This window comes from Streptomyces sp. NPDC023573 (assembly GCF_055559735.1).
Window position 1 is genome coordinate 202,650 of the sequence record NZ_JBVHKB010000003.1, and the last position, 24,942, is coordinate 227,591.

The window sequence follows — 24,942 nt, forward strand, 5'->3', positions numbered from 1 at the left end:
CGCCGGGCCACGGTGTAGCTCGACCAGTCGCCCCGGTGCCGGTCGCACCGGGAGGCGCCCTTCATCGCCGGCCGCTGACAGCGCGTGCCCTTCTGGGTGAGTGCCCCGCATTTCGACTGCGTACGAGCCATGTCCGACCGCCCTCCGGGTCCCGTCGGCCGGGCGCCGACAGAGCCCGGATTCGCCCGTGGGCGTGGTGCGGGGGAAGGCGCACCCGGGCCGTCCGGGTGCGCTCCTGGCGCACGGGCGGCGTCCGTCTCCCCGCCGCGGAGTCGGCACCGCACCACTCACCTTCGCGGGATCAGCGTCCGGACTGCAGTGCCTTCCAGGTGTCCGGGCCGACGCTCCCGTCCACCGACAGCTGCCGGGCGCTCTGGTAGTCGCGGACGGCCTTGTCCGTGTTCGAGCCGAAGGCCCCGTCGACGGCCACGGTTCTGCCCAGCGCGGCGGTCAGTGCCCGCTGGATCCGCTTCACCGGCTCGCCCGAGGCGCCCGCGACGAGCGTCGGCGTCGTGCCGGCCGAGAGCAGCGCGGTCCAGGTCTTCGGGCCGACCGCTCCGTCGGAGCCGAGACCGCGGGCGGTCTGGAACAGCCGTACGGCGCTCTCCGTCCTCGCCCCGAAGACGCCGTCCTCGGTGCCAGCGTCGTAACCCTGCTTGTTGAGCAGTGCCTGCACGGCCTTGACCTGCGTCCCCGTCGAACCGGTCCTCTGGGTCGTGTACGACGGGAAGCTCAGCCCGTCGGCCCCGCTGCCGGAGCCGCCGACGAGCTGCATGTAGTAGGTCCAGTTCCAGTTGGCGCCCGGATCGGTGTGGTCGTTGCCGGGGGCCTCGCTGTGCCCGATGATGTGCGACCGGTCCTTGGGGATGCCGTACCGGCCGCACAGGTACGCCGTCAGAGCGGCCGAGGAGCGGTACATCGTGTCGGTGAACCACGTCGGGTCGTCGACGAACCCCTCGTGCTCGATGCCGAGCGACGAGGCGTTGGCGCTCTTCGCGTGGTACGCCGTGTCCGAGTCGCGCACCATCTGGGTGATCTGGCCGTCCGAGGAACGGACCACGTAGTGCGAGCTGACCTTCGACGTCGCGTTCTGGAACCAGCTGATGGTCCCGGCGTACGAGCCCTGCGTGACGTGGATGACGACCTTGTCCACCGTCGCCGTACGGCCCGCCGCGAAGTTGGCCGAGTTGGCGGCGACCCAGAGCGCCGCCGGGTAGTCCGGGCTCTTGGCCGTGACGTCGGCCTTCGCGAGGGGGCCCTTCTCGGGGGAGACGGGACGGGAGGTGACCGTGACCAGTTCGCCCCCGGCCACGGCGGCCCGCAGGCCCTGGGCGAGGAAGGTGTAGACGGTGTCCGCGTAGAGCGCGGCGACGGCGCCGTCGGCGCCGCTGTAGCGGGCCACGGCCGGGTACCAGGCGTCGATGTCGGCCCGTTCGGCCGTGTCCAGCCCGAGCGCGTCGGCGTGGCTCCGCAGCACGGCAGCTCCGCCCAGGATGTTGGCCCCGGTGTCCTCGCGCAGCTCGGCCGTGGACTCGCCCGTCAGTGCGGCGGCCTGCTCCAGGGAGTGGTTGACGGGGTTGCTCACGAGGTGCATGACGCCGTAACCGTTGTCCTGGCTGGGGCGCCCGGAGTGCCCGTTCAGGTGCGTCTCGCCGTAACCGACGGCGGCGAGCAGGTCACGCGGTACGCCGTACTCCTCGGCGGCCTCCTCGAAGGCCCGGTTCATCGGGTCCGTGTCCGTGGGTGCGGCGCCGGCCGGGTGGCCCGCGGCGACGAGTGCGGTGACGGTGAGAGAGGCCAGAACGGCTGCGCGGCCACGGGTGTGGCCGGCGGGACGTCGGGGCATACCTGCTCCAGGTCTGTGGGGGAGAGGGGGCCGCCGGTCCTGGACGGGGTGGGCCGGGGGCCGCTGAGTCCGCACAGGCTATCCATCTGTTCAGGGCATGACAATGACGCCCCCGTGTGTCCAAATCCCTTTCACTCCAATGGAGTTGGGGATTCGCCGGAGGGGCGACCGGTGGGCCGTCACCCCCGTCGGAGGGTGACGGCGCGCGGGGGCGTTACCAGCGGTTCCGATGGATCACGTCGGCCACCGGGCGGCGGCGGACCGGCCCGAAGTTACCCTGGGGCCACCCCACCGGGATGGCGGCGAAGGTGTGCGTGTCCGACGGGATGCCGAGCGCCTTCTTCCACTCCTGCTCCAGCATCAGGTGCCAGATGGTGAGGTTGGCGGCGAGCCCCAGCGCCCGCGCCGCGAGCAGGATGTTCTGGACACCCGGATAGACGCAGGAGCCCTCCGCGAGGGCCTGGAAGCGCGTCTGCGTGTTCCCCATGTGCTCCAGCCCCGCCGGGCCGAGCGACTCGGCGTAGACCCCCAGGCCCTCCTCGTCGAACTCCGGCTCCGGGAATTTGTAGCAGGGGATGATCAGCGCCGGGGTGTCCGCGAAGTGGTCGCGCTGGTGCTCGATCGCCGCGACCATCCGTCCGTACGCCGCGTCGTCCATGCCCTTCGGCGCGTGCTTGCCGGTCGTCGCGAGGTAGGCGTCCACACACCGCTTCCAGAGCGGGGCCAGCTCGGCCATCACCGCGCGGTCGGTGACGACCACGTACTCGTAACACTGCATGTTGCCGCCGCTCGGCCCCCAGACGGCGGCCTGTACGAGCTGGTCGATCGTCTCGTCCGGGACGGCGTCCGGCTTGAGGCGGCGCATGGCGCGCATGGTGGACATGGTCGGGAAGAGGGCGGGCCCGTCGGGGGCGGGTGCGTCGGCGTACACCGTTTCGAAGGTCATGATCGCGGAGTGTACGGCTCAAGCCCCAGCTCGGTCAGCCCTGTTGGCGACCCTGCTGGTCCCGGCACCACGCAGGTCAGCGCCGCCGCAGCCGGACCACGGGAATGTCACGGGAGGTCCTCGCCCGGTACTCCGCGTACCGGGGGAAGATCTCCACCAGGCCGGGCCACACCCGCTCCTTGTCCTCGGGGGAGAGCGTCTCGGCGAGGGCCGGGAAGCGTTCTGTGCCCACCCGTACGTCCACCGCGGGCTCGGCCAGCAGATTCAGGTACCAGAGGGGGTGGCGGTCCGAGCCGCCGTTCGAACCGACGATCAGCCAGCCGTCGCCGTCCCGCCCGTACATCAGCACCGTCCGCCGCACAGCGCCGCTGCGCCGGCCGACGTAGTCCAGCAGCAGGCAGTCCACGCCGAGCTGCGTGGTGCCCTTCGTGCCGCCCGACGACTCGTACAACTCCGCCTGCGCCGCGACCCACTTGGCCGGGCTGGGCATGACCGCCCCGTCGTTCCGCTCCGTCGCCACCGCTGCCTCGTCCTCCGCCGGGTCCATGTCCGTACGTCCGTGCCCATCGTGTCACCCGCCGCCGCGGCGCGCCGGAATCGCACACCTGGCCGTCCCCCCTCCTCACGGGGGAACGGGGTCGGGAACACCGGCCGCGAAGGCGTATAAAGGGTCCCTCCGAGCAGCCGGCGTCCCCCGATGGCCATCTCACCCCCCACGCGGCCGGCGTCACCGCGTACCGAGAGCGGAGGAGCGTTCCATGAGCACCTCGGAAGAGATCAGCGCCTTGCTCGTCACCAGATTCGGAACCGATCCGGATGCCATCCGGCCCGAGGTGCCGCTCAGGCAGCTGCGGATGGACTCGCTCGCCCTGGAGGAGCTCCGGCTCCTCATCGAGGACCGGATGGACATCGACCTGGAGGACGTCGTCCTGTCGTCGCGCGACACCGTGGGAAGTCTGGTCGCGGCCGTGTGCACCAAGGCCGGCGCGTGACGGGCCGGGGGCCGTTCGCACCCAGGTCAGCCCGGCCGGGCATCGAGCCGTTCAGCGCCGCCGTCACCGGCGTCGGCCTGGTCACCGCCGCAGGCGTGGGGGTCGAGGACGCCTGGCGCGGTGTGTGCGACACGGGGCTCGCCCCCTCCGTACCGCACCTGCCGGAACTCGACGGACTGCCCTGCGACTTCATGTACACCGTCGACGCCCTGGACACGAAGGCCGCACTGGGTGTGGCCGCACAGCGGCTGATGGACCGCTTCTCGCAGCTCGCCGTCGTCGCCGCCCGCGAGGCCGTCGCGGACGCGGGCCTCGACCCCTCGGTCTGGGACAGCGGACGGGTCGCCGTCGTCATCGGCTCCGCCCACGGCGGCCTGCCCTTCTACGACGAGCAGCACACCACCCTCGCCGAGCGCGGCGCGCGCCGTGTCTCCCCGAAACTCGCCCCGCTGACCGTCGTCAACGGCGCCGCCAGCAGCGTCGCCATGGACCTGGGCGTGCACGGCCCGAGCCAGGCCGTCTCCACGGCCTGCTCCTCCGGCACCGTGGCCATCGGAACGGCCCACCAGATGCTCCGCACCGGAGCCTGCGACATCGTCGTCGCGGGCGGCGCCGAATCCGTCCGCTCCCGGCTCCTGATCGCCAGTGCCTGCCAGATGAGGGCCGTCTCCACCCGCCGCGACGACCCCAGGGCCGCCTGCCGCCCCTTCGACACCCACCGAGACGGCTTCGTCGTCGGCGAGGGCGCCGGCCTCCTCGTCATGGAGCACCCGGAGCACGCCAGGGCCCGGGGCGCCACCGTCCGCGCCCGTGTCGCCGGCTACGGGGCCTCCAGCGACGCCCACTCCGCCGTCGCCCCCGATCCCGACGGCCTCGGCATCGAGCGGGCGCTGCGGACCGCACTCGCCGACGCCGGCATCGACGCCCTCGACGTCGGCCACGTCAACGCCCACGGGACGTCGACGGTCGCCAACGACCGCATCGAGGCGACCATGCTGCGCCGCGTCCTCGGCGAGCACCCCCTCGTCACCTCGACGAAGGCGATGACCGGGCACACCCTGGGCGCCGCGGGCGGCATCGAGACGGCGCTGACCGTCCTGGCGCTCCAGCACCAGCTCGTCCCGCCGACCGGCAACCTCGACGCCCCCGACCCGGCGATCCCCGTCGAGGTGGTGAGCAAGGAGGCCCGGCGCGCCGTGTTCGAGTGCGCGGTCAAGACGTCGCTCGGCTTCGGCGGTCACAACGCCGCGCTCGTGCTCACCAGGGCCTGACGGGAAGGCGAGGAGCATCATGCCCGAGGAGATCATCAGGTCCCTCACCGTGGACGGACTGCGTTACGGCTACCGCCTCCTGCCCCGGGACCCGGCCGCGGACGGAGACCGTGTCACCGAACCGGTCCTCGTGCTCGGCGGCGCGCTGCAGGGCATGTTCGGCTGGCCGCAGATGGACGACCACCTGGGCCCGGTGGCCGACGTGGTGACGGCCGACCTGCCGGGCATGGGCACCGCCGACCCCCTGCCGGCCGGCCCCAGCGCCCCCGTGCTGCGCGCGGCGGTCACCGGGATCATCGACGACCTCGGTGCCTCCCGGATCAACCTCTTCGGCTTCTCCTACGGCTCCGCCATCGCCTTCGGCTGCGCACAGCACGACCCGGGCCGCATCGCCCGGCTGGTCCTCGGCGGCGTCCCCACCCACATCGGTGAGGACCGGCGGATCTACTGGCAGCGGGCGACGCAGGCCCTGGCCGAAGGGGACGCGGAGGGCTTCGCGACGCTGGCCGCCGACGGGCTGATGTGCCTGGATCCGGACCGCCCCGTGCACCGCGGGGAGCTCGCCCGGCGATATGTGCGGCGCTCCTTCCTGCACGCGCTCGCCCACTCGGAGCACGCCGCCGACTCGTTGCGACGGGCGCTGGGCGACCTGCCGGACTTCTCCGGCGGACTGTCGGGCGTACCGGCCCTGGTCTTCGCGGGGGAGCACGACACGGTGACCTCGCCGGAGCTCCAGCGGGAGTTCGCCGGGACCATCGAGGGGAGCCGCTTCCTCACCCTCCCGGAATCCGACCACTGGGTCGTGCTGGAGCGGTCCGACGAGGTCGCCGCCCTGGCGACCCGCTTCTTCACGGACCAGCCGCTCGAACCGGTGACGGCCCGCCTCCCGCACCAGGCACGCACCGCCGGGACCGTACCGTCGTGATCGACACGGAGTCCGCTTCGTACGCACCATGGTGAGCCCCCGGTGATGGCGGCCCGCACGGGGCCGCCACCCGGGCCGGTCAGTGCCGGTGGCCCCGTCCCTTCACGTCGATCCGCACGATCTGCGGGTCGTGGTCGCTCGCCTGGTCGGCGAACTCCGCGTTGATGTGCACCACGTCGTAGTCGAATCGGCGGATCGCGGGGCTGGTCAGGATGTGGTCCAGCGTCTGCGAGTTGCCGTCGTAGACGTAGCTGTACCGCTCGCTCTCGGGCAGCGTCGTGATGAGCGGCTCGAGCACGCTGCCCACCGTCAGCGCCTTCATCGTGGGGGAGAAGGCGAAGTCGTTCAGGTCACCGAGGGTGACGACCTTCGCCGACCTGTCCGTCTTCAGCAGCGAGGTGACGAAGGTGTTGACCTCCGTCGCCTGTCGCACGCGCTGCGTCTCCGAGCCGCGCACCGGCTCCTGGTAGCGGCCGTGCAGGGACTGGTCGCCGCCCTTGGACGCGAAGTGGTTGGCGATGACGAAGACCGGCTCGCCACGGAAGCGGAACTCGCCCACCAGCGGCTTGCGGCTGCTGTCCCAGGCCGTGCTCGTCGGGTTGATCCGGCCGGGCGAGACGGAGAGAGCGGCGCCCTTCTTCGTCTTCACCGCCTTCACGGCCGTGGTCGCGTCGCCACCCGGGCGGTCCACGAAATCGACCCGGTCGGGGTTGAAGAGGAAGACGTTACGGATGTTGCCGCCGGGCTCGCCGCCGTCCTGGCCGTCGGCGGGCGCCACGTAGCGCCATGCGTAGCGGGGGCCGCCCGCCGCGACGATCGCGTCCGTGAAGCGCTTCAGCGTCGCCTCGGAGCCCACGGTGCCGTCGTTCACCGCACCGTTGTCGTCCTGGATCTCCTCCAGCGACACGATGTCCGGGGACGAGAGGCTGACCGCCACGCCCTGGGCGAGCGTGTCGAACTTGGTCTGCTCGTCCACCGCGTCGAGGTTCTCCACGTTGTACGTGGCGACGGCGAGCTCCTTGCGCTTCTGCTTCCGCGTCACCTCGCGCTCCAGGCCGTTGTCCTTCAGCGTTCCCAGCTCGGTGGCCTGCACGTTGTAGCCGCCGTAGGACGCGTAGTCGACGACGCCCGTGGTGGAGCCGGACAGCACGTCACCCACGTCCGCGACCGGGACGGGCCGCCCGGCGTCCAGCGACATCACCTTGAGCCGGCCGGTGTTCTGGTCCTCGTACGAGGCGTACAGCGTGCCGCCGCGCCGGGTGGGGTTCTCCCGCGGCTTCACCGTCACCCAGACCTCGTCGTACGCGGTCGTCGCGCCGGTCACGCGGGTGTCGGCCATCGTGACGCGGGCGCCTTCGAGCGACTCGTACAGATCCAGGGCGTAGGCCGCCGGGTCGAGGGCGAGGGCTTCGACGGAACCGCCGCCGGCCGTCGGCACATAGGCGTCCGGCACCGAGGAGGCGTCGAGGACGACTGCCTCCGGCAGGGGGTTGCCCGAGGACAGGACCGTGGTCAGCGGTGCGGTGATCTGCGTGAGCGACTGGGCGCCGGTGGCAGGGTAGTACTCGGTGACCTTGCCGCTGACCAGGACCGAGTCGCCGACGGCGACGGCGGGGGCCGAGGACCCGGTGTAGACGAACAGTCCTTCGCTCGTACGGGAGTCGGCGTCCGGAGCCGTGTCCTGGATCCAGAAGCCGCGGGACCCCGAGGTGCGTACGCCGGTGACGACGCCGGGGACGCCGGAGACGGCCTGCCCGGCGAGCGGGGAGAGACGGGTCGTGCCCTGGATGTCGTGCACCCGCTCCGGGCCGGGCTCGGTCGGCCCGCCGGGCTCGCCGGGACCGGAGCCGCCGGAGGTCTCGCCGGCGGCGTTGACCGGGGTCGGGGCGCCGGCGGTCAGGTCGGCCGCGTTGTCGTCGGTGTCCGCCAGGGAGGTGCCGCGCGCCACGGAGGCGGTCGCGGAGGCGCCTGCCACCGGTCCGCTGCCCTCGCGCACGACCGCCGGTCCGTAGCCGACGAGGTCGACGATCCTGCTGTCGGCGGCGCAGTCCGCGGCGGTTCTGCAGGTGAGCGGGGTGGTACCGGAGACGAGCGCGACGGTGCCGGCGGCCGCCGACATCGCAGTCGTGCCGGTCGCGTCGGAGGCGGGCAGCGCCACCGTGCCGCCGGTGCCCGTGGCCTGCGCGACGAGGTAGCGGCCGCCGGGCGCGACGGCGCCGGACAGCGCGGAGACCTGCCACAGCGATCCGGCGGACGGCGTCCCCGGGAGGTACTGGACGCTGAAGCCGGACAGCGCGAAGGAGGTCCCGCCGGCGTTGGCCAGCTCGACGTAGTCACGGGTGAGCGTCGCGCCGGAGTTGCCCCCGCCGCCGTACACCTCGGAGATGACGGCCGACGACGACGGTGCCGCGAAGGCGGCGGGCAGCGCGGTCACCGAGAGGGTCACGGCGACGGCGGCGGCCAGCAGGGCGGAGCCGGGTCTGGCTATGTGCACGGGAACTGCCCCCAGTTGTGTAGTGAGGGGCCAAAAACTATGCGCGTAGAACGACCGTGGCAAGAGACCGGAGGTTAATTCCGGGCGTCATCACCGCCGTGCGCCGCTCGGTGCCGCTGCGCGGGTCCGGCGCAGGGGGTCTGCCGCGGGCTGTCACCGCTCTCCGTCGGCAACCGATGGGCAGGTCCACCATGCGGTCAGGTGTTTGACCGCCTCCTGGCGTTGCGGATACGTTGCGTGACATGCAGCGATCCGCACACCTGACGACGCGAGGTCATGTCGACCTGAAGCGCGTGTGCTCCGCGGCGTGTCACCGGGGCTGAACACCCTGTGGTCCACGCGCCCCCGGAGGATCCGTCTCCTCCCCGGCCACGCGCGGGACGCCCCGTCACGGCTCAGCGGGACGCCGGCCGGCACGCTGCCGCCGGGTTCCGTCAGGAGGCCCCTTCCCGGGGCGCTCACCTCCACGCCCGCTGTCATCGAGGACCTGGAAGACCTGTGACACGTCTGCCTGCTCCCACCCGCCGAACCCGCCCCCCGCGCCGCTCCGAGATCGCCCCGTCCGCACACGCCCGCCGCGGCCCGGGCACGGGGTCCGTGCTGGGTGCGATCCTCGACCACGGCCCGGTGGCCCGCTCCACCGTCGCCCGGCTCACCGGCCTCTCACCCGCCTCGGTGACGGGCCACGTGGCGCGGCTCCTCTCCCGCGGCCTGGTCCGGGAGAGCGCCGAGACGACCGGACCGCGCGGACTGGGGCGCCCGCATGTGCCCCTGGAGATCGACACCTCCCGCTTCCTGGTGGCCGGGGCCCACATCGCGGTCGCCCACTCGACGGTCTCGCTGATGGACCTGCGCGGCCGGATCGTCGCCGAGGACCGCAGACCGCACCTCGACACCGACCCGCGCCGGGTCCTGGACGACCTGGCCGCCCGGCTGCCGCTGCTGACGGAGGCTCACGCGGCCGGCCGGCGTGTGCTCGCGCTGGGTTTCGCCACCGGGCACCGGGTGGACCCCGCCGCGGGAGTCGTCGTGGAACATCCACACCTCGGCTGGCGCGCCGTTCCCGTACGCGAGATCCTGACCGCCGCCACCGGCCTCCCGGTCCACGTGGACAGCCACTCACGGGCGTTGGCGCGTGCGGAGCAGATGTTCGGCGAGGTCTCGACCCGGCGCAGCACGGTCCTGCTCTTCGTCGGAGCGGTCGTCGACGGCGCCTTCGCCTCCGCCGGCGAACTCCACCGGGGACCGCGCTCCGGCGCCGGAAGCGTGGCCCACCTCCCCCTGGGATCGGGTGGGTCGGGCGGTGCGGAGTCCTGTAACTGCGGGCGTACCGGGTGCCTGCAGTCCGAGGTGTCCGAACGGGCCATGATCCGCCGCGCCGCCGCACAGAGCCTCCACGTCGACACCTTTCAGGAGCTGCTGGACCAGGCCCTGGCCGGGGAGCCGCGCGCCGTGGCGCTGTTCCGCCGCCGTGCCCGGCTGGTGGGCAGGGCCGCCGCGCTGCTCCTGGACATGTTCGACCCGGAGTGCCTGGTGGTGGTCGAGCCAGGGGCGGGCCGGCTGCCGGAATGCCTCGCCGACCTCCGCGAGGAGGTGGGCCTGCGCTCCTCGGTCTGCGAGGACCCCGAACGGGCCGTGGTGCCCAGCAGCTTCACCGGATCGGTGCTCGCCACGGCGGGCGGCGCGGTGGCGCTGGGGGCGCTCTACGCCGACCCGCTGGGCCCGTGGCCCGCGCTGTCCGCGGTGTCCTGAACTCCGCCGGTACCCGCTTTAATTCAGAACGTTGCATTGTTGACCCGGCCCCACCCCGACGGGAAGATGGATTCATGAACAGCCGACAGCGGAATTCGGAGTACGCGCCGACGACGGCACGCTCCTGCCGCTCGGCCGCGCCGTCGAGCGAATTCGCCCGGCGCTCCTGTTGTCGCCCCTGACCAGGAAACCGGCAGCCCCCGGCTGAATTTCCGGGCGGCCGGCATCCGTGCGTGACTCCCCTTCCGTCCGCAGGTGCTTACGCCTCTGCTTCCTCGTGTGTTCCCGCAGCCCTGTTGCGATTCCCCATGTCCCGATTCCGCCTCCGACCGGGGAGAGACATTGACCGTCACCGTGTCCTCGTACACCGCCGTCCGCCCTTCCGGATCCGCCACGCCCCCAGCCGCCCCCGGTATCGCGCCGGAGCGTTTCAAACAGGCCTTCCGCAGGTATCCGGCGGGTGTCGTCGTCGTCACCGCCGACTCCGGGGGCGGACCGGCGGGATTCACCGCCACCTCACTCACCTCGCTGTCCCTGGACCCGCCGCTGGTCTCCTTCGGGATCGGCACCTCCACCTCGTCCTGGCCGCACATCGAGCGGGCCTCGACGGCGGTGGTGAACTTCCTCGGAGCCGAGCAGCGGCAGCTGGCCACCACGTTCGCCACCAGCGGTATCGACCGGTTCGCCGCCCCGACCCGCTGGCGCCGCCTGCCCGGCGGGGAACCCGTGCTCGACGAGGTGGCCGGCTGGCTGCGGCTCACCTTCCGGAGCGTCGTCCCGGCCGGCGACCACCGCATCGTCATCGCCAGGGCCGAGGAGTCCTGGCTGGACGAGGGGCGCAGCCCTCTCCTCTTCCACGACGGCTCCTACCACTCCATCCGCCCCGCGCCCGACCAGTGATCAGGAATTCACGATGACACGCCACGACAACAGGCGGGCCCTGGCCCGGAGGTCATTCCTCGCTCTCGCGGGAGGCACCGTAATCAGCCTCGCCGCCTGCTCGCCGCAGGTGAAATCCGTCGCCGACGCGGAACCCGCCGGCGCCCTCGCTTCCGGAGATCCGGCGTCCGGGACGAAACTGAAAATCGCCGCCCGTACGACACAGCTCCAGCTGGAGCCGGCGGGGCTGGCCGGGGAACTCCCCTTCACCGTCGCGGAGTGGCCGAATCTCTCCGCCGGACCCGATGTCATTCAGGGTTTCCGCGCGAAATCGATCGACCTGGCCACCAATGCGGGAATTCCGCCCATCCAGGCGCACACCATCGGTGTCCGGGCGAAAATCGTCGCCGTCCAGGTCCGCCGGCATCCGATCTACACCTTCGCGACGGCCCCCGGCTCGGCCGTCAGGAAGGCCGGGGACTTCCGGGGGAAGAAGATCGGGTTCTCCCAGGGCCAGGCACAGGGGGTCGTCGTCCTGCGGGCACTGGAGGAGGCGGGACTGAAGAACTCCGACGTCGAACTGGTCGACCTGCCCAGCACCCAGTTCCTCACCGCCCTGCAGTCCGCGCAGGTTGATGTGGCCCCGCTCGGTGAGCCGACCCTGACGAAGTATCTCGACCAGTACGGCAAGGACGGCGCCCGCGGGGTGAAGACGAAGGTCGTCGACCTGCTGACCGTGCTCTGGGCGCCGAACGAGGTCCTCAACGACCCCGAGAAGGTGAAGGCCGTGCGCAGCTTCGTACCACTGTGGGCGCGTGGCCAGGTATGGGCCTGGGAGAACCGGGCCGAGTGGATCGACACGTACTACGTGAAGGACCAGGGCGTGTCGAAGGAGGACGGCCGGCGCATCGTCGACTCGCATCAGAAGCCCCAGTTCCCGGTCAGCTGGGACGAGGCCGTCGACTGGGAGCAGAAGACCGCCGACCTGCTGGCCGAGGGGGGCTTCGTGCCGGAGCAGAAGGCCTCCGAGCTGTTCGACCGCCGATTCGAAAGGCTGGCGGCAGAGGCCGTGGCCGCCGAGTACCGGGAGGGGTCATGACCGACCTGCTGGCGAAAGCGCGGACGGCCGGCACGGAGACGACGGAGCCGCAGCCGGCCGGGCCACCGGGCGGAGAGGGGGCGCCACGTGTCTCCCGGGGCACCCGCCGGCGTCTCGGCCCTGGCCGGGCGCTGCCCTTCGGACGGCTGATCGGCCCGGCGCTGCTCGTACTCGCCTGGTGGGCGGCGTCGGCCTCCGGCTACCTCGACCCGCGGATCCTGTCCTCGCCCGGCACGGTGTTCGCGACCGCGGTCGACCTGGTCAGCACGGGCCGCCTCCAGGACAACGTCCTCATCTCGCTCCAGCGCGCCGGTCTCGGCCTGTTCTTCGGGGTGTCGGCCGGTGTGATCCTGGCCGTGGTGGCGGGGCTGAGCCGCAGCGGTGAATACCTGCTGGACGGCCCGCTCCAGATCAAGCGGGCCATCCCGTCCCTGGCCATGCTCCCGCTGCTGATCCTCTGGCTCGGCATCGGCGAGCAGATGAAGGTCACCGTGATCGCGCTCGGCGTCGCGGTGAACATGTACATCAACACGTACGCGTCGCTGACCGGCATCGACAGCAGGTACGTCGAGCTCGCCGAGGGACTCGACCTGAGCCGCGCGACGTTCATCCGCAAGGTCGTCGTGCCCGGCTCACTGCCCGGCCTCTTCGTCGGCCTGCGGCTCGGTGTCACCTCGTCCTGGCTCGGTCTCATCGTGGTCGAGCAGATCAACGCCACCAGCGGCATCGGCTACATGATGTTCCAGGCCCAGCAGTACGCCCAGTCCGACGTGATCATCGTAGGTCTCGTGGCCTACGGGATCTTCGGCTTCGCCTCGGACGCGGCGGTACGCGCAGTCGAAAGGAAGGTCCTCTCATGGCGACGTACCCTGGCGGGCTGACGGAGATCCGTCCAGCGATCCGCACCCGCCGGCTGGTGCGGCGGTTCGGTGACCGGGACGTCCTCAGGAAGCTCGATCTGACCGTTGCCCAGGGGGAGTTCACCGCACTTCTCGGACGCAGCGGGTCCGGGAAGTCCACCCTGCTACGGGCCGTCGCCCGGCTCGACCACACGGTCGAGGGGTCCGGCGAACTCTCCGTGCCCGACAGGGTCTCGCTCTCCTTCCAGGACTCCCGGCTGCTGCCCTGGCTGAGGGTGCTCGACAACGTCGTCCTCGGACTGCGCGGCCCCGGGACCCGCGAGCGAGGCCTGACGGCGCTCGCCGAGGTCGGCCTGGAGGGCCGTGACGGTTCCTGGCCCCACGAGCTGTCCGGCGGCGAACAACAGCGTGCCGCCCTGGCCCGAGCCCTCGTACGCGAACCCGAACTCCTTCTCGCCGACGAGCCGTTCGGCGCGCTCGACGCGCTGACCCGGATCAAGATGCACGGCCTGCTGCGCGAGCTGTACGAACGCCACCGCCCCGCGGTGCTGCTGGTCACCCATGACGTCGACGAGGCCGTGGAGCTGGCCGACCGTGTCCTCGTCCTGGAGGACGGCCTCATCTCCGTCGATCTCAGGATCGACCTGCCGTCCCCGCGCTCCCGCCGCGAACCCCGCTTCCAGGAGTACCGCGACACCCTGCTCGCCGCCCTCGGCGTGGCACAGCCCCAGCTCACGCACTGATCCTCCGAGGAGAAGACAGCCATGCCGCGCAAGCAGCTCCATCTGAACGCCTTCCTGATGTCCACCGGTCACCACGAGGCGTCCTGGCGGCTCCCCGAGAGCCACGCCGGGGCCGACTCCGACCTGGAGCACTTCAGGAATCTGGCCCGCATCGCCGAACGCGGGCTCCTGGACTCGGTGTTCCTCGCCGACGGACCCGTCCTCATGGGCGACCCCGGCCGGCGGCCCGCCGCCAAGCTGGAACCCACCGTGCTGCTCACCGCGCTCGCCGGGGTCACCGAGCGGATCGGCCTGATCGCCACCGCCTCCACCAGCTACAACGAGCCGTACAACCTGGCCCGCCGGTTCGCCTCGCTCGACCACGTCTCCGGCGGCCGGGCCGGCTGGAACATCGTCACCACCGCCGGTGCCGACGCCGCCCGCAACTTCGGCCTCGACGACACGCCCCCGCACCACGACCGCTACCGGCGCGCGGCCGAGTTCGTCGAGGTGTCCACGAAGCTCTGGGACAGCTGGGCGGACGACGCGGTCGTGGCCGACAAGGAGGCCGGTGTCCACGCGCTGGCCGACCGGGTCCGCGCCATCGCCCACACCGGTGAGTTCTTCCGGGTCGACGGCCCGCTCAACGTCCAACGGCCGCCCCAGGGTTACCCGTTGCTCGTGCAGGCCGGCTCCAGCGAGGACGGCAAGGACTTCGCGGCCCGTTACGCCGAGGCGGTGTTCACCGCGCAGCAGACCCTGGAGGAGGGCATCGCCTTTTACAAGGACGTCAAGCAGCGCGCCGAGGCGCTGGGCCGCGATCCGGACGGCATCAAGATCCTCCCCGGCATCGTCCCGGTCATCGGCGACACCGAGGCCGAGGCACTGGAGCTGGACGCCGAGCTCGACCGGCTCATCGTCCCCGAGTACGCCAAGCGCCAGCTCGCCAGGACGCTGAAACTCGACCCGGCCGAGCTGCACCTCGACCGGGAGCTCCCGGAGAACCTTCCCGACGAGGACGAGATCGAGGGGGCCAAGAGCCGCTACACCCTGGTCGTGGAGCTCGCCAGGCGCGAGAGGCTGACGGTGCGACAGCTCATCGGGCGGCTCGGCGGCGGGCGCGGACACCGCACCTTCGCCGGAACGGCCGAGCAGGTCGCCGACACCATCGAGCACTGGTACGACAGCGGAGCGGCCGACGGCTTCAACATCATGCCCGCCGTGCTCCCCTCCGGGCTGGAGGCCTTCGTGGACCGGGTCGTCCCGATCCTCCAGGAGCGGGGCCTGTTCCGCACCGAGTACACCGGAACCACCCTGCGCGAGCACTACGGACTGCCCAGGCCGGCCAACCGTCTGTTCGACACCGTCGACACCGGAGAGCGCCGCACCGGCATCGGCCTCGCCGCACCGACGGCCTGACTCCCGCCGCGCTGAGGGCCTGACCCGGTCAGCGGTTCTCCGCCCGACGGGCCGGATACACGGCCAGCGAGAACGAGTGCCCCGCCGGATCGTTGTAGACGCGGACATCACGGGGGCCGCTGTTGCTGTCCCCCGTGTCCACGGGCCGGGCGCCGAGGCCTATCGCCTCGCGCTCGGCCTCGTCCATGTCCCCCGGGTCCACCAGAATGCGCAGATGCGCCTGCTGGGAGTCCTCGGGGCGCGGCCAGCTCGGCGGCGCGTAGCCGTGGTCCCGGCGGACGGCCAGGTGCACACCGGTGTTGCCGACGATCTCCACGAAGTCGGGATCGCTCCCGATCCGCGTCTCCGCGCCGAGGAGGTTCGCATAGAAGTCCGCGAGCTCGACCGGCTCGCCGCAGTCCAGGACCAGAACGCTCGTTTTCCCCACAGTCATGCCCCACGGCTACCCCCGATGGGGCCGGGCAAGCCGCTCCGGCACCCGCCGGGGCCGACGGGGGCTGACCGCCGCGCCGCACGGCGCGCCCGGGATGAGGACCGGGCGGACGCGAACTAGGGTGCGGGCATGGCAGAGAGCACGGAGCACCGGCCCGCGGGCACGCCCGGCCCCGGCCCCTCCGACCCCCGTCGCTGGCGTGCCCTCGCCGTCTGTCTGGTGGCGGGCTTCATGACGCTGCTCGACGTCTCCATCGTCAATGTGGCGCTGCCGTCCATCAAGGAGGGCCTCGACACCCCGGAGTCCGACCTCCAGTGGGTGCTGTCCGGCTACGCGCTCGCCTTCGGCCTCGTCCTCATCCCGGGCGGACGCCTCGGCGACGCCCGGGGGCGGCGCGCGGTCTTCATGGCGGGGCTGGCCCTCTTCACCCTGGCCTCCGCGGCCTGCGGGGCCGCACAGTCCAGTCTCTGGCTGGTCATCGCCCGGCTCCTCCAGGGCGCGGCCGGCGGGCTGCTCTCACCTCAGATCTCCGCGCTGATCCAGCAGATGTTCTCCGGCCGCGAGCGGGGCCGCGCCTTCGGCATGTTCGGCACCGTCGTGGGCATCTCCACCGCCGTCGGCCCCCTCCTGGGCGGCCTCCTGATCCAGGGGGCCGGAGCGCAGGAGGGCTGGCGCTGGGTGTTCTACGTCAACCTGCCGATCGGCGTCGTCTGCATCCTGCTGGCCCGGCGGCTGCTCCCCGACACCCCGTCCGCCGGCCGCGTACGCCCGCGCGACCTGGACCCCGTCGGCGTCCTGCTGCTCGGGGCCGGGGTCCTCGCCCTGCTGCTGCCGTTCGTCCAGGCCCAGCAGTGGCCGGGCAACGGCAAGTGGCTGCTGGTGGCCGTGGCCGCCGCCCTCCTCGCTGCGTTCGTCGCCTGGGAGTCCCGCTGCGCGCGACGGAACGTCCAGCCGGTGCTCAATCTGTCCCTCTTCCGGCTCCGGTCCTTCTGGCTCGGCTGCCTGATGATCCTGCTGTACTTCGCGGGCTTCACCTCGATCTTCTTCATCAGCACGCTCTACCTGCAGTCCGGGCTGCACTACAGCGCACTGGAGGCCGGTCTCGCGATCACGCCGTTCGCCCTGGGCGCGGGCGCGTCGGCGAGCATCGGCGGCCGGCTGGTCGGCCGCTTCGGACGGCCCCTGATCGTCGTGGGCCTCACCATGGTGGCCGTCGGGCTCGGGCTCACCGCGCTGGCCGCGCACCTGGTGCCCGGCAGAGGGGCCGGGCTCGCGATGGCGGCACCCCTGCTGCTGGCCGGCCTGGGCAGCGGACTCGTCATCGCACCCAACCAGACCCTCACCCTCTCCGAGGTGCCCGTGGAGAACGGGGGCAGCGCCGGCGGCACCCTCCAGACCAGCCAGCGCGTCGGCTCCGCCATCGGGATCGCCGCGGTCGGCTCGCTCTTCTTCGCCCAGCTGGGCGACGGCGACTGGGCAGCGGCCTACGACCACGGGCTCCTCGTCTCGGTCGCGTTCGTCCTCGCGGGGCTGATCGTGGCTCTGGCCGATGTCGCGGCGGGCAGACGGGGAAGGAGACGTGACGGGACGTCCGACGCCACCGACGCCACGAGAGGAACACCATGAGCGGCACCGAGGACCGGGAGCAGGGCGGGAACACCTCGTACGGCCACAAGCCGTTCAAGCGCTCCCGCAGCCACTTCGCCGACCGCATCACCGCCGACGGCCGTGACGGCTGGCCCGTCGAGGCCGGTCGCTACCGCCTGGTCGTCAGCCGGGCCTGCCCCTGGGCGAGCCGGGCGCTGGTCTCGCGCCGGCTGCTCGGGCTGGAGCAGGCCCTCTCGGTGGCCGTCGCCGACCCCATCCAGGACGACCGCAGCTGGCGCTTCACCCTCGACGAGGCCGGCAAGGACCCGGTGCTCGGCATCGGCTACCTGAGCGAGGCCTACGACGCACGGGAGCGCGGCTACCCGGGCGGGGTCAGCGTGCCCGCCGTCGTCGACGTACCGACCCGGGCCCTGGTCACCAACGACTACCAGCAGATCACCCTGGACCTGGCCACCGAATGGACCGGCCTGCACCGTCCCGGCGCCCCCGACCTCTACCCGGAACGGCTCCGCGAGGAGATCGACGAGGTGATGGACGGCGTCTACCGGGACGTCAACAACGGCGTCTACCGTGCCGGATTCGCCTCCGGGCAGGGGGAGTACGAGGCCGCGTACGTCGATGTGTTCCGCCGCCTGGACCTGGTCTCCGAACGCCTCGCAGGGCAGCGCTACCTGGTGGGTGACACGATCACCGAGGCCGACATCCGCCTGTTCACCACCCTGGTGCGCTTCGACGCCGTCTACCACGGCCACTTCAAGTGCAACCGCTCGAAGCTCGCCGAGGACCCCGTCCTGTGGGCGTACGCCCGTGACCTCTACCAGACCCCGGGCTTCGGGGACACCGTCGACTTCGACCACATCAAGCGGCACTACTACCAGGTGCACACCGGCATCAACCCGACCGGGATCGTGCCGCTCGGCCCCGACCTGTCGGGCTGGACGGCCCCGCACCACCGGGAGCAGCTGGGCGGCCGGCCGTTCGGCGACGGCACCCCGCCCGGCCCTGTGCCGCCGGGCGAGGAGGTCCCGGCGCGAGGGCGGCCCTGACCCGGCCGGTCACTTCACGCGCGGTGGCGGTGCCGGGTTCGCGGTCGCCAGCGGGGAGCGGGCGAGGACGACACATCCGACGGCGATCAGCGCCACCCCGATCAGCTGGGGCAGCAGCCACCACCCGGACCGCAGTTCCTCCCCGAACAGGGTCACCCCGTAGGTGACGCTGATCAGCGCGTCCCCGAGCGTCAGCATCGGCTGCACCGCCACCAGTGAGCCGGCCTGGAGCGCGTTCTGCAGGAGCCACAGCGCGCCCACACCGGCCGCCGCGGTGGCGTACAGCTGCCACGCGGTCAGCAGCCCTGCCACACCGTCGGCGTCCAGCCGCGACATGGCGTCCTTCATCAGCGCGGCGGTGAGCGCGTACCCGCACGCCGCGGCCAGCCCGAGCAGCGCGGCCCGGGCGTTGCCCGAGGTACCGAGCGCCGCGGCGACGAGAGCCGCCTCGAAGATCCCGGTGGCCACCAGGGCCGGGATCCAGGCCGCCCCCTGCACGGACTCGCTGCCGCCGACCGGCGCGGCGGCCGCCATGCCCAGGGCCAGTCCCACGGTCACGGCGGCCACCCCCAGCCAGACCTGACGCCGCACCCCGACCCGCATGACGAACCCGGCGACGACCAGCGTGGCGGGCAGCTCGATCACGAAGATCGGCTGGACCACGGCGATGGGGCCCGTGGCCAGAGCCACCGCCTGGAAGACGGCGGCGAGGACCACCAGGCCGATCCCGGCCAGCCACACCTTCTGCCGCAGCAGATGCCCGATCAGCGACAGGCGCATCGCCTCGCTGTCGGGCACCTCGAGGGCGGCGCGGCGCTGCAGTACCGATGCGGTGCCGTTGCTGAGCGCGGTCAGAACGGCGAACAGGACGCTGATCACCGCCCCATCATGAGGGCCGGTGCCCTCCCGGCAGCGGTGCCCCGCCCCGTGCGAGTGTCGCCCGCTCCGGGGCCGGTGTCACAGGCCACGCGTAGTCTGCGGACCATGGCCGCCAGATACGCTCCCGTGCTCTCCACCCGCGCGCTCAACAGGGCGACGATGGAACGCCAGTTGCTGCTCCGCCGCAGCGCCGTGCCGGTGAAGGACGCGGTCAGCCGCCTGGTCGGCCTGCAGGCGCAGAACACCAGGCCGCCCTACTTCCAGCTCTGCTCCCGGCTGGAGGGCTTCGCCCCGGCCGCGCTCTCGGAGCTGATGGAGTCCCGTGAGGTCGTCAGGATCGTCAGCCTGCGCTCCACCCTCCACACCCACACCGCCGAGGACGCCCTCACACTGCGCCCCCTGGTCCAGCCCGCGCGCGACCGCGAGCTGAACGTGTTCCGGAGCGGGCTCACGGGAGTGGACCTGGACCGGCTCTCCTCGCTCGCCAGGGAGCTCGTCGAGGAACGGCCCCGCACCATGAAGGAACTGCGGGAGGAACTCCTCCTCCACTGGCCGGACGCCGACCCCCGGGCACTCGCGGTCGCCGCCCGCTGCCGGCTGCCGCTGGTCCAGGTGACCCCGCGCGGGCTGTGGGGGCGCAGCGGGCAGGTCGCCCTGACGACCGCCGAGCACTGGCTCGGCACACCGTCGCAGCCGGCGGCCTCGCCCGACGGGACCGTGCTGCGTTACCTCGGGGCCTTCGGCCCGGCCTCGGTGAAGGACATGCAGACGTGGGCCGGACTCACCCGGATGCGCGAGGTCTTCGAACGCCTGCGGCCCCGGCTCGTCACCTTCCGCGACGAGAACGGCGTCGAACTCTTCGACCTGCCCGACGCCCCGCGCCCCGACCCCGACACCCCGGCACCGCCCCGCTTCCTCCCCGAGTTCGACAACGTCCTGCTCGGCCACGCCGACCGGACCCGGGTGATCCCGCCCGCGTACAAGGGCCGTAACGGCGTGGGCAACCAGGCCTACGGGACCGTCCTGGCAGACGGCTTCCTCGCCGCGCTCTGGCGCCTGGAGGAGACCCGGGACACCGCGACCGTCACCGTGCAGGCTCTGGGCGGGCTCGACCGGGCCACCCGCGAGGACATCACCCAGGAGGCCGGGGAGATGCTGACGGTGATGACCCCCGCGCCCGCCCACGACGTCCGGTTCGCCACGTTCGTCGACTTCGGGGACTGAGACGTCCGGCCCGAAACGGCCGGGCTCACGGCGAAGGACCGCCGGCCTTCAGGCCGGCGGTCCTTCGCCCCGGGCTAACGGCCCATCTGTTTCTGCATCTTGAGCTGCTGCTTCAGCAACTTCGTCTGCTGCTTCGCCTGCTTCTTCGTGGCCTTCGTGTAGGCCGCGGTGCGCTCCTTGTCGGAACGGAAGTCGACGGCGCCCAGAGTCGTCACCGACAGGCTCTTACGGATGATCCCCACGGTATCCACCCCCTTTCTTCACATACGGAAGGGCATACTACCGGCCCCGTCCGCTCACGGCAGCAGCCCAGCTCGCCGGGCCGCCACCACCGCCTCCAGCCGGGTGTGCGCGCCCAGTTTCCGCATCGCGGAGCGGAGATAGCTCTTCACCGTCTCCGGCCGCAGCCCCAGCCGCTCGGCCGCCACCGCGTTCGTCGCACCCGTGGCGACGCAGGTGATCACATCGGCCTCGCGGGGCGCCAGCCGTACCCGCCCCGCCGCCGGGTGCCGGTCCGCCCCCGCGGCCGACGCGAGCCGTCCGCACACCGCGAGCAGTTCGCCGCGCAGCGCCGGGTCCACGATCTTCGGCGCGAGGGCGCGCAGCTCGCGGTGCGCCTCGCGGACGTCCTCCCAGGAGCGGGGGTCCACGCCCGGATCGGCGATCCGCTCCCGGGTCGCCGCCAGCAACTGCTGCACCTCGTCCCGTACGGCCAGGGACTGCTCCACGTCGCGGGCCGCCGACGCCGCCGCGTCGAACGTACGGTCCCCGAGTGTGAGCGGCTCGCGCAGCGCCCCGTACAGCACACCGCGTACCGTCCGGCGCACGACGACGGGCACCGCGACGACGGAGCGCAGGCCCTCCGCGGCGACGGCCGCGTCGTACTCGTGGCTGATGTGGCGCGACGACGGGTAGTCCGTGACCGCGCACGGCCGTGACAGGGCGATCGCCTTCCCGCCGAGCCCGCTGCCCGCCGAGATGACGAGCCCGCGCAGCGCGGGGGTCTGCGCCCCGCTCAGCTCCGCGATCCGGGCGTGGCGGGCGTCGGACAGCAGCCCGCCGAAGACCACGGGCAACCCGCTCGTCCGGCGCAGCCTGAGCATGGCCGCCCGCAGCTCCGTCGCCTCGCCCGGTTCCGGTACGCCCATGACTCTCCGTCCTCTCGGAGCCCTGACGGACCACCCCCGTCCGGGGGTGGTGAGATCTGGGTCACTGTTTACATGATGTTACGGCCGAAGGACGGGTTCGCGACGAGGAGAGCACATGCCGGCAACGAATGCGATGGAGACGTTCCGGGCGGCCCGGGACTTCCTGATCGAGCACCGTGAGGACTACACCACGGCGTACGAGGGCTTCCGCTGGCCCCGCCCCGGCCAGTTCAACTGGGCGCTCGACTGGTTCGACGTCATCGCCGAGGACAACGACCGCACCGCCCTGCACATCGTCGAGGAGGACGGCGGCCGCACCGAGGTCTCCTTCGCCCGGATGGCCGCCCGCTCCGACCGGGCGGCCAACTGGCTGCGGGACCAGGGTGTGGCCGCGGGCGACCGGATCCTCGTCATGCTCGGCAACCAGGCCGAGCTGTGGGAGACGGCGCTGGCCGCGATGAAGCTGCGCGCCGTCGTCATCCCCGCCACCCCGCTGCTGGGGCCGGCCGATCTGCGTGACCGGGTCGAACGCGGCAGGGTCCGCCACGTCCTCGTACGGTCCGCGGACACCGCCAAGTTCGAGGAGGTGCCCGGCGACTACACCAGGATCTCGGTCGGCGCCGACGTCGAGGGCTGGACCTCCTACAGCGGGGCCGACGACGCTTCCGAGACCTTCACCGCGGACCGCGGCACCGATGCCGATGAACCCCTGATGCTCTACTTCACCTCGGGCACCACGGCCAGCCCCAAGCTCGTGGAGCACACCCATGTCTCCTACCCCGTAGGCCACTTGTCGACGATGTACTGGATCGGGCTCAGGCCCGGCGACGTCCATCTGAACATCTCCTCGCCCGGCTGGGCGAAGCACGCCTGGTCGAACCTCTTCGCGCCGTGGAGCGCCGAGGCCACCGTCTTCATCTTCAACTACACCCGGTTCGACGCCGCCCGGCTGATGGCGGAGATGGACCGCTCGGCCGTCACCAGTTTCTGTGCCCCGCCGACGGTCTGGCGGATGCTCATCCAGGCCGACCTCGCGCAGCTGAAGACACCGCCGCGTGAGGTCGTCGCCGCAGGCGAACCGCTCAACCCGGAGGTCATCGAGAGCGTCAGGCGCGCCTGGGGCGTCACCATCCGCGACGGCTTCGGCCAGACGGAGACCGCGGTGCAGGTGGCCAACACCCCCGGTCAGCGGCTCAAGACCGGCTCCATGGGACGGCCCGTTCCCGGATTCAAGGTCGAGCTGCTGGACCCGGTCACCGGTGAGCCGGGCGCGGCGGAGGGGGAGATCTCCCTCGACCTGTCCGCGGCCCCCGTCGGCCTGATGACGGGCTACCACGGAGATCCGGAGCGCACGGCCGAGGCCATGGCGGGCGGCTACTACCGCACGGGCGACATCGGTTCACGGGACGAGGACGGCTACATCACCTATGTGGGCAGGAGGGATGACGTCTTCAAGTCCAGCGATTACAAGATCTCGCCCTTCGAGCTGGAGAGCGCCCTGCTGGAGCACGAGGCGGTCGCCGAGGCGGCGGTCGTCCCCGCCCCCGACCCGGTGCGGCTCTCCGTCCCGAAGGCGTACGTCGTGCTCGCCGCGGGCTGGGAGCCCGGCCCCGCCACCGCCAAGGTGCTGTTCGAGCACTCCCGGGCGGTCCTCGCCCCGTACAAGCGCATCCGCCGGCTGGAGTTCGCCGAGCTGCCCAAGACCGTCTCCGGGAAGATCCGCAGGATCGAGCTGCGGGAGCGCACCGCACAGGGCGGCGGCACCGGGTTCGACGAGGGGGACCTGCGATGAGCGGCCTTTCCTACGCCCACGGAACCAGCTCCACGGCGCTGCTGGGGGACACCGTCGGACGCAACCTCGACCGGGCGGTCGAGGCGTACGGGGACCGGGAGGCCCTGGTCGACGTGGTCTCGGGACGCCGGTGGACGTACGCCGGATTCGGGGCCGCCGTCGAGGAGCTGGCCCGCGGACTGATGGGCTCGGGAGTGGCCAAGGGCGACCGGGTCGGGATCTGGGCGGTCAACTGCCCGGAATGGGTCCTCGTCCAGTACGCCACGGCCCGCATCGGCGCCGTCATGGTGAACATCAACCCGTCCTACCGCGCGCACGAGCTGGAGTACGTGCTGAAACAGGCCGGGATCTCCGTCCTGGTCGCCTCACTCGCCCACCGCACCAGCGACTACCGCGCGCTCGTCGGCCAGGTCCGCCCGGACTGCCCCGCACTGCGGTCCGTCCACTACATCGGTGACCCGTCCTGGGACGAGCTGACCGCCGCGGCGACGTCCGTGACGGCCGGGCAGCTGGCGGACCGTGAGGCGGAACTGTCCTGCGACGACCCGATCAACATCCAGTACACCTCGGGCACCACCGGATTCCCCAAGGGCGCCACGCTCTCCCACCACAACATCCTCAACAACGGGTACTTCGTGGGGGAGATGGTCGCCTACACCGAACGAGACCGGGTCTGCCTGCCCGTGCCGTTCTACCACTGCTTCGGCATGGTCATGGGGAACCTCGGCATCACCTCGCACGGCGCCTGCATCGTGATCCCGTCGCCGTCCTTCGAGCCCGCCGCCGTGCTGGCCGCCGTCCAGCAGGAGCGCTGCACCTCGCTCTACGGCGTGCCTACGATGTTCATCGCGGAGCTCGGTCTGCCCGACTTCGCCTCGTACGACCTCTCCTCGCTGCGGACCGGGATCATGGCCGGATCGCCCTGCCCGGTCGAGGTGATGAAACAGGTCGTCGCCCGGATGCACATGGACGAGGTCTCCATCTGCTACGGCATGACGGAGACCTCACCGGTCTCCACCCAGACCCGGCGGGAGGACGATCTGGAGCGCCGCACCGGGACGGTCGGCCGGGTGATGCCGCACATCGAGGTGAAGGTCGTCGACCCGGTGACCGGGGCGACCCTTCCGCGCGGGGAGGCCGGTGAGCTGTGCACCCGGGGATACAGCGTGATGCTCGGTTACTGGGACCAGCCGGAGCGGACCGCCGAAGTCATCGACGCGGGGCGGTGGATGCACACCGGGGACCTCGCGACGATGCGGGAGGACGGCTACGTCCAGATCGTCGGCCGGATCAAGGACATGATCATCCGCGGGGGAGAGAACGTGTATCCGCGCGAGATCGAGGAGTTCCTCTACGGCCATCCGAAGATCGCCGACGTCCAGGTGGTCGGAGTGCCCGACGAGAGGTACGGCGAGGAGATCCTGGCCTGCGTCATTCCGCGCGACCCGGCCGACCCGCCGACGCTCGACGAGGTGACGGCGTACTGCCGGGATCAGCTGGCGCACTACAAGATCCCGCGCGCGCTGCGCGTTCTGGACGCGTTCCCCATGACCGTCAGCGGCAAGGTCCGGAAGGTCGAACTGCGGGAGGGATGCGGCGCGTAGCCC

General features: G+C 71.9%; 22 protein-coding genes. 14 read left to right on the plus strand and 8 right to left on the minus strand.

From position 1 onward, the window contains the following. Window positions 1-301: 301 nt before the first annotated feature. The 3 genes from ACZ32T_RS11580 to ACZ32T_RS11590 all read right to left on the minus strand — a co-directional run bounded on the left by ACZ32T_RS11580 (window position 302) and on the right by ACZ32T_RS11590 (window position 3,339). Window positions 302-1,846, minus strand: coding sequence for a peptidoglycan-binding protein (locus ACZ32T_RS11580; RefSeq protein WP_467366488.1), 1,545 nt, complete (start codon window positions 1,844-1,846; stop codon window positions 302-304). A gap of 214 nt (window positions 1,847-2,060) precedes the next feature. Beyond that, window positions 2,061-2,792 (minus strand): nitroreductase family protein, encoded by a 732-nt coding sequence (locus ACZ32T_RS11585; RefSeq protein WP_467263955.1) that lies wholly within the window; start codon window positions 2,790-2,792, stop codon window positions 2,061-2,063. Between the two features lie 76 nt (window positions 2,793-2,868). Beyond that, on the minus strand, window positions 2,869-3,339 hold the full coding sequence (locus tag ACZ32T_RS11590) for a nitroreductase family deazaflavin-dependent oxidoreductase (protein WP_467366490.1): 471 nt from the start codon (window positions 3,337-3,339) through the stop codon (window positions 2,869-2,871). Between the two features lie 211 nt (window positions 3,340-3,550). Here ACZ32T_RS11590 and ACZ32T_RS11595 point away from each other — a divergent pair, with 211 nt between their 5' ends. Genes ACZ32T_RS11595 through ACZ32T_RS11605 form a run of 3 tightly spaced genes read left to right on the plus strand, consistent with a single transcriptional unit; the run spans window position 3,551 to window position 5,980 of the window. Next, entirely contained in the window at window positions 3,551-3,784 is a 234-nt protein-coding gene (locus tag ACZ32T_RS11595; protein WP_365930546.1) for an acyl carrier protein, read from the plus strand. Next, entirely contained in the window at window positions 3,781-5,055 is a 1,275-nt protein-coding gene (locus ACZ32T_RS11600; RefSeq protein ID WP_467263959.1) for a beta-ketoacyl-[acyl-carrier-protein] synthase family protein, read from the plus strand. Before ACZ32T_RS11595 ends, ACZ32T_RS11600 begins: the two co-directional genes overlap by 4 nt. Window positions 5,056-5,074: 19 nt before the next feature. Next, window positions 5,075-5,980: an alpha/beta fold hydrolase gene (locus tag ACZ32T_RS11605; protein WP_467366493.1), complete on the plus strand. Its 906-nt coding sequence runs from the start codon at window positions 5,075-5,077 to the stop codon at window positions 5,978-5,980. Window positions 5,981-6,059: 79 nt separating this feature from the next. Here the strand turns inward: ACZ32T_RS11605 and ACZ32T_RS11610 are convergent, their stop codons facing one another. Next, entirely contained in the window at window positions 6,060-8,474 is a 2,415-nt protein-coding gene (locus ACZ32T_RS11610; RefSeq protein WP_467263963.1) for an endonuclease/exonuclease/phosphatase family protein, read from the minus strand. A 498-nt stretch (window positions 8,475-8,972) separates the two neighbouring features. On the opposite strand from ACZ32T_RS11610, the gene ACZ32T_RS11615 reads away from it, so the two are divergent. From ACZ32T_RS11615 to ACZ32T_RS11640, 6 genes are all read left to right on the plus strand, one after another. Further along, window positions 8,973-10,226: an ROK family protein gene (locus ACZ32T_RS11615; protein ID WP_467366495.1), complete on the plus strand. Its 1,254-nt coding sequence runs from the start codon at window positions 8,973-8,975 to the stop codon at window positions 10,224-10,226. 342 nt (window positions 10,227-10,568) lie between these two features. Continuing rightward, entirely contained in the window at window positions 10,569-11,126 is a 558-nt protein-coding gene (locus ACZ32T_RS11620) for a flavin reductase family protein (RefSeq protein ID WP_467263967.1), read from the plus strand. 13 nt (window positions 11,127-11,139) lie between these two features. Continuing rightward, a complete protein-coding gene (locus ACZ32T_RS11625; protein ID WP_467366497.1) occupies window positions 11,140-12,204 on the plus strand; it encodes an ABC transporter substrate-binding protein in 1,065 nt (354 codons plus the stop codon). After that, entirely contained in the window at window positions 12,201-13,085 is an 885-nt protein-coding gene (locus ACZ32T_RS11630) for an ABC transporter permease (RefSeq protein WP_467366499.1), read from the plus strand. The genes ACZ32T_RS11625 and ACZ32T_RS11630 overlap by 4 nt, the downstream gene beginning before the upstream one ends. Next, window positions 13,061-13,807: an ABC transporter ATP-binding protein gene (locus ACZ32T_RS11635; RefSeq protein WP_467263973.1), complete on the plus strand. Its 747-nt coding sequence runs from the start codon at window positions 13,061-13,063 to the stop codon at window positions 13,805-13,807. The genes ACZ32T_RS11630 and ACZ32T_RS11635 overlap by 25 nt, the downstream gene beginning before the upstream one ends. A gap of 21 nt (window positions 13,808-13,828) precedes the next feature. Next, a complete protein-coding gene (locus ACZ32T_RS11640; RefSeq protein WP_467366501.1) occupies window positions 13,829-15,205 on the plus strand; it encodes an LLM class flavin-dependent oxidoreductase in 1,377 nt (458 codons plus the stop codon). Between the two features lie 28 nt (window positions 15,206-15,233). Here the strand turns inward: ACZ32T_RS11640 and ACZ32T_RS11645 are convergent, their stop codons facing one another. Further along, window positions 15,234-15,638 carry a VOC family protein gene (locus ACZ32T_RS11645; protein WP_356715338.1) on the minus strand — a complete coding sequence of 135 codons (405 nt, stop codon included), beginning with the start codon at window positions 15,636-15,638 and terminating at the stop codon, window positions 15,234-15,236. Window positions 15,639-15,767: 129 nt separating this feature from the next. Here ACZ32T_RS11645 and ACZ32T_RS11650 point away from each other — a divergent pair, with 129 nt between their 5' ends. Beyond that, window positions 15,768-17,264, plus strand: a complete 1,497-nt coding sequence (locus ACZ32T_RS11650; RefSeq protein ID WP_467366503.1) for an MFS transporter — start codon at window positions 15,768-15,770, stop codon at window positions 17,262-17,264. Beyond that, window positions 17,261-18,292 carry a glutathione S-transferase family protein gene (locus ACZ32T_RS11655; protein WP_467366505.1) on the plus strand — a complete coding sequence of 344 codons (1,032 nt, stop codon included), beginning with the start codon at window positions 17,261-17,263 and terminating at the stop codon, window positions 18,290-18,292. Before ACZ32T_RS11650 ends, ACZ32T_RS11655 begins: the two co-directional genes overlap by 4 nt. Before the next feature lie 9 nt (window positions 18,293-18,301). On the opposite strand, the gene ACZ32T_RS11660 is transcribed toward ACZ32T_RS11655, so the two are convergent. Beyond that, window positions 18,302-19,171, minus strand: coding sequence for a DMT family transporter (locus tag ACZ32T_RS11660; RefSeq protein ID WP_467263981.1), 870 nt, complete (start codon window positions 19,169-19,171; stop codon window positions 18,302-18,304). A gap of 105 nt (window positions 19,172-19,276) precedes the next feature. Here ACZ32T_RS11660 and ACZ32T_RS11665 point away from each other — a divergent pair, with 105 nt between their 5' ends. Next, window positions 19,277-20,395, plus strand: a complete 1,119-nt coding sequence (locus tag ACZ32T_RS11665) for a winged helix DNA-binding domain-containing protein (protein ID WP_467366507.1) — start codon at window positions 19,277-19,279, stop codon at window positions 20,393-20,395. 74 nt (window positions 20,396-20,469) lie between these two features. Here the strand turns inward: ACZ32T_RS11665 and ACZ32T_RS11670 are convergent, their stop codons facing one another. Both ACZ32T_RS11670 and ACZ32T_RS11675 read right to left on the minus strand, forming a co-directional pair. After that, window positions 20,470-20,637 carry a hypothetical protein gene (locus ACZ32T_RS11670; protein ID WP_467263984.1) on the minus strand — a complete coding sequence of 56 codons (168 nt, stop codon included), beginning with the start codon at window positions 20,635-20,637 and terminating at the stop codon, window positions 20,470-20,472. 54 nt (window positions 20,638-20,691) lie between these two features. Beyond that, window positions 20,692-21,543 carry a helix-turn-helix transcriptional regulator gene (locus tag ACZ32T_RS11675; RefSeq protein ID WP_467366510.1) on the minus strand — a complete coding sequence of 284 codons (852 nt, stop codon included), beginning with the start codon at window positions 21,541-21,543 and terminating at the stop codon, window positions 20,692-20,694. Between the two features lie 115 nt (window positions 21,544-21,658). On the opposite strand from ACZ32T_RS11675, the gene ACZ32T_RS11680 reads away from it, so the two are divergent. Continuing rightward, window positions 21,659-23,335, plus strand: coding sequence for an AMP-binding protein (locus ACZ32T_RS11680; RefSeq protein ID WP_467366512.1), 1,677 nt, complete (start codon window positions 21,659-21,661; stop codon window positions 23,333-23,335). After that, the gene (locus ACZ32T_RS11685; protein ID WP_467366514.1) at window positions 23,332-24,939 is read left to right on the plus strand and encodes an AMP-binding protein; all 1,608 of its coding nucleotides are present in this window, start codon (window positions 23,332-23,334) and stop codon (window positions 24,937-24,939) included. The genes ACZ32T_RS11680 and ACZ32T_RS11685 overlap by 4 nt, the downstream gene beginning before the upstream one ends. Window positions 24,940-24,942: the final 3 nt, after the last annotated feature.

What these genes read in the sequence shown, in the direction of transcription:
- ACZ32T_RS11580 (WP_467366488.1), bottom strand. Translation starts at nt 1,846, where the DNA reads ATGCCCCGACGTCCCGCCGGCCACACCCGTGGCCGCGCAGCCGTTCTG.
- ACZ32T_RS11585 (WP_467263955.1), bottom strand. Translation starts at nt 2,792, where the DNA reads ATGACCTTCGAAACGGTGTACGCCGACGCACCCGCCCCCGACGGGCCC.
- ACZ32T_RS11590 (WP_467366490.1), bottom strand. Translation starts at nt 3,339, where the DNA reads ATGGACCCGGCGGAGGACGAGGCAGCGGTGGCGACGGAGCGGAACGAC.
- ACZ32T_RS11595 (WP_365930546.1), top strand. Translation starts at nt 3,551, where the DNA reads ATGAGCACCTCGGAAGAGATCAGCGCCTTGCTCGTCACCAGATTCGGA.
- ACZ32T_RS11605 (WP_467366493.1), top strand. Translation starts at nt 5,075, where the DNA reads ATGCCCGAGGAGATCATCAGGTCCCTCACCGTGGACGGACTGCGTTAC.
- ACZ32T_RS11625 (WP_467366497.1), top strand. Translation starts at nt 11,140, where the DNA reads ATGACACGCCACGACAACAGGCGGGCCCTGGCCCGGAGGTCATTCCTC.
- ACZ32T_RS11630 (WP_467366499.1), top strand. Translation starts at nt 12,201, where the DNA reads ATGACCGACCTGCTGGCGAAAGCGCGGACGGCCGGCACGGAGACGACG.
- ACZ32T_RS11635 (WP_467263973.1), top strand. Translation starts at nt 13,061, where the DNA reads ATGGCGACGTACCCTGGCGGGCTGACGGAGATCCGTCCAGCGATCCGC.
- ACZ32T_RS11640 (WP_467366501.1), top strand. Translation starts at nt 13,829, where the DNA reads ATGCCGCGCAAGCAGCTCCATCTGAACGCCTTCCTGATGTCCACCGGT.
- ACZ32T_RS11645 (WP_356715338.1), bottom strand. Translation starts at nt 15,638, where the DNA reads ATGACTGTGGGGAAAACGAGCGTTCTGGTCCTGGACTGCGGCGAGCCG.
- ACZ32T_RS11650 (WP_467366503.1), top strand. Translation starts at nt 15,768, where the DNA reads ATGGCAGAGAGCACGGAGCACCGGCCCGCGGGCACGCCCGGCCCCGGC.
- ACZ32T_RS11655 (WP_467366505.1), top strand. Translation starts at nt 17,261, where the DNA reads ATGAGCGGCACCGAGGACCGGGAGCAGGGCGGGAACACCTCGTACGGC.
- ACZ32T_RS11665 (WP_467366507.1), top strand. Translation starts at nt 19,277, where the DNA reads ATGGCCGCCAGATACGCTCCCGTGCTCTCCACCCGCGCGCTCAACAGG.
- ACZ32T_RS11675 (WP_467366510.1), bottom strand. Translation starts at nt 21,543, where the DNA reads ATGGGCGTACCGGAACCGGGCGAGGCGACGGAGCTGCGGGCGGCCATG.
- ACZ32T_RS11680 (WP_467366512.1), top strand. Translation starts at nt 21,659, where the DNA reads ATGCCGGCAACGAATGCGATGGAGACGTTCCGGGCGGCCCGGGACTTC.
- ACZ32T_RS11685 (WP_467366514.1), top strand. Translation starts at nt 23,332, where the DNA reads ATGAGCGGCCTTTCCTACGCCCACGGAACCAGCTCCACGGCGCTGCTG.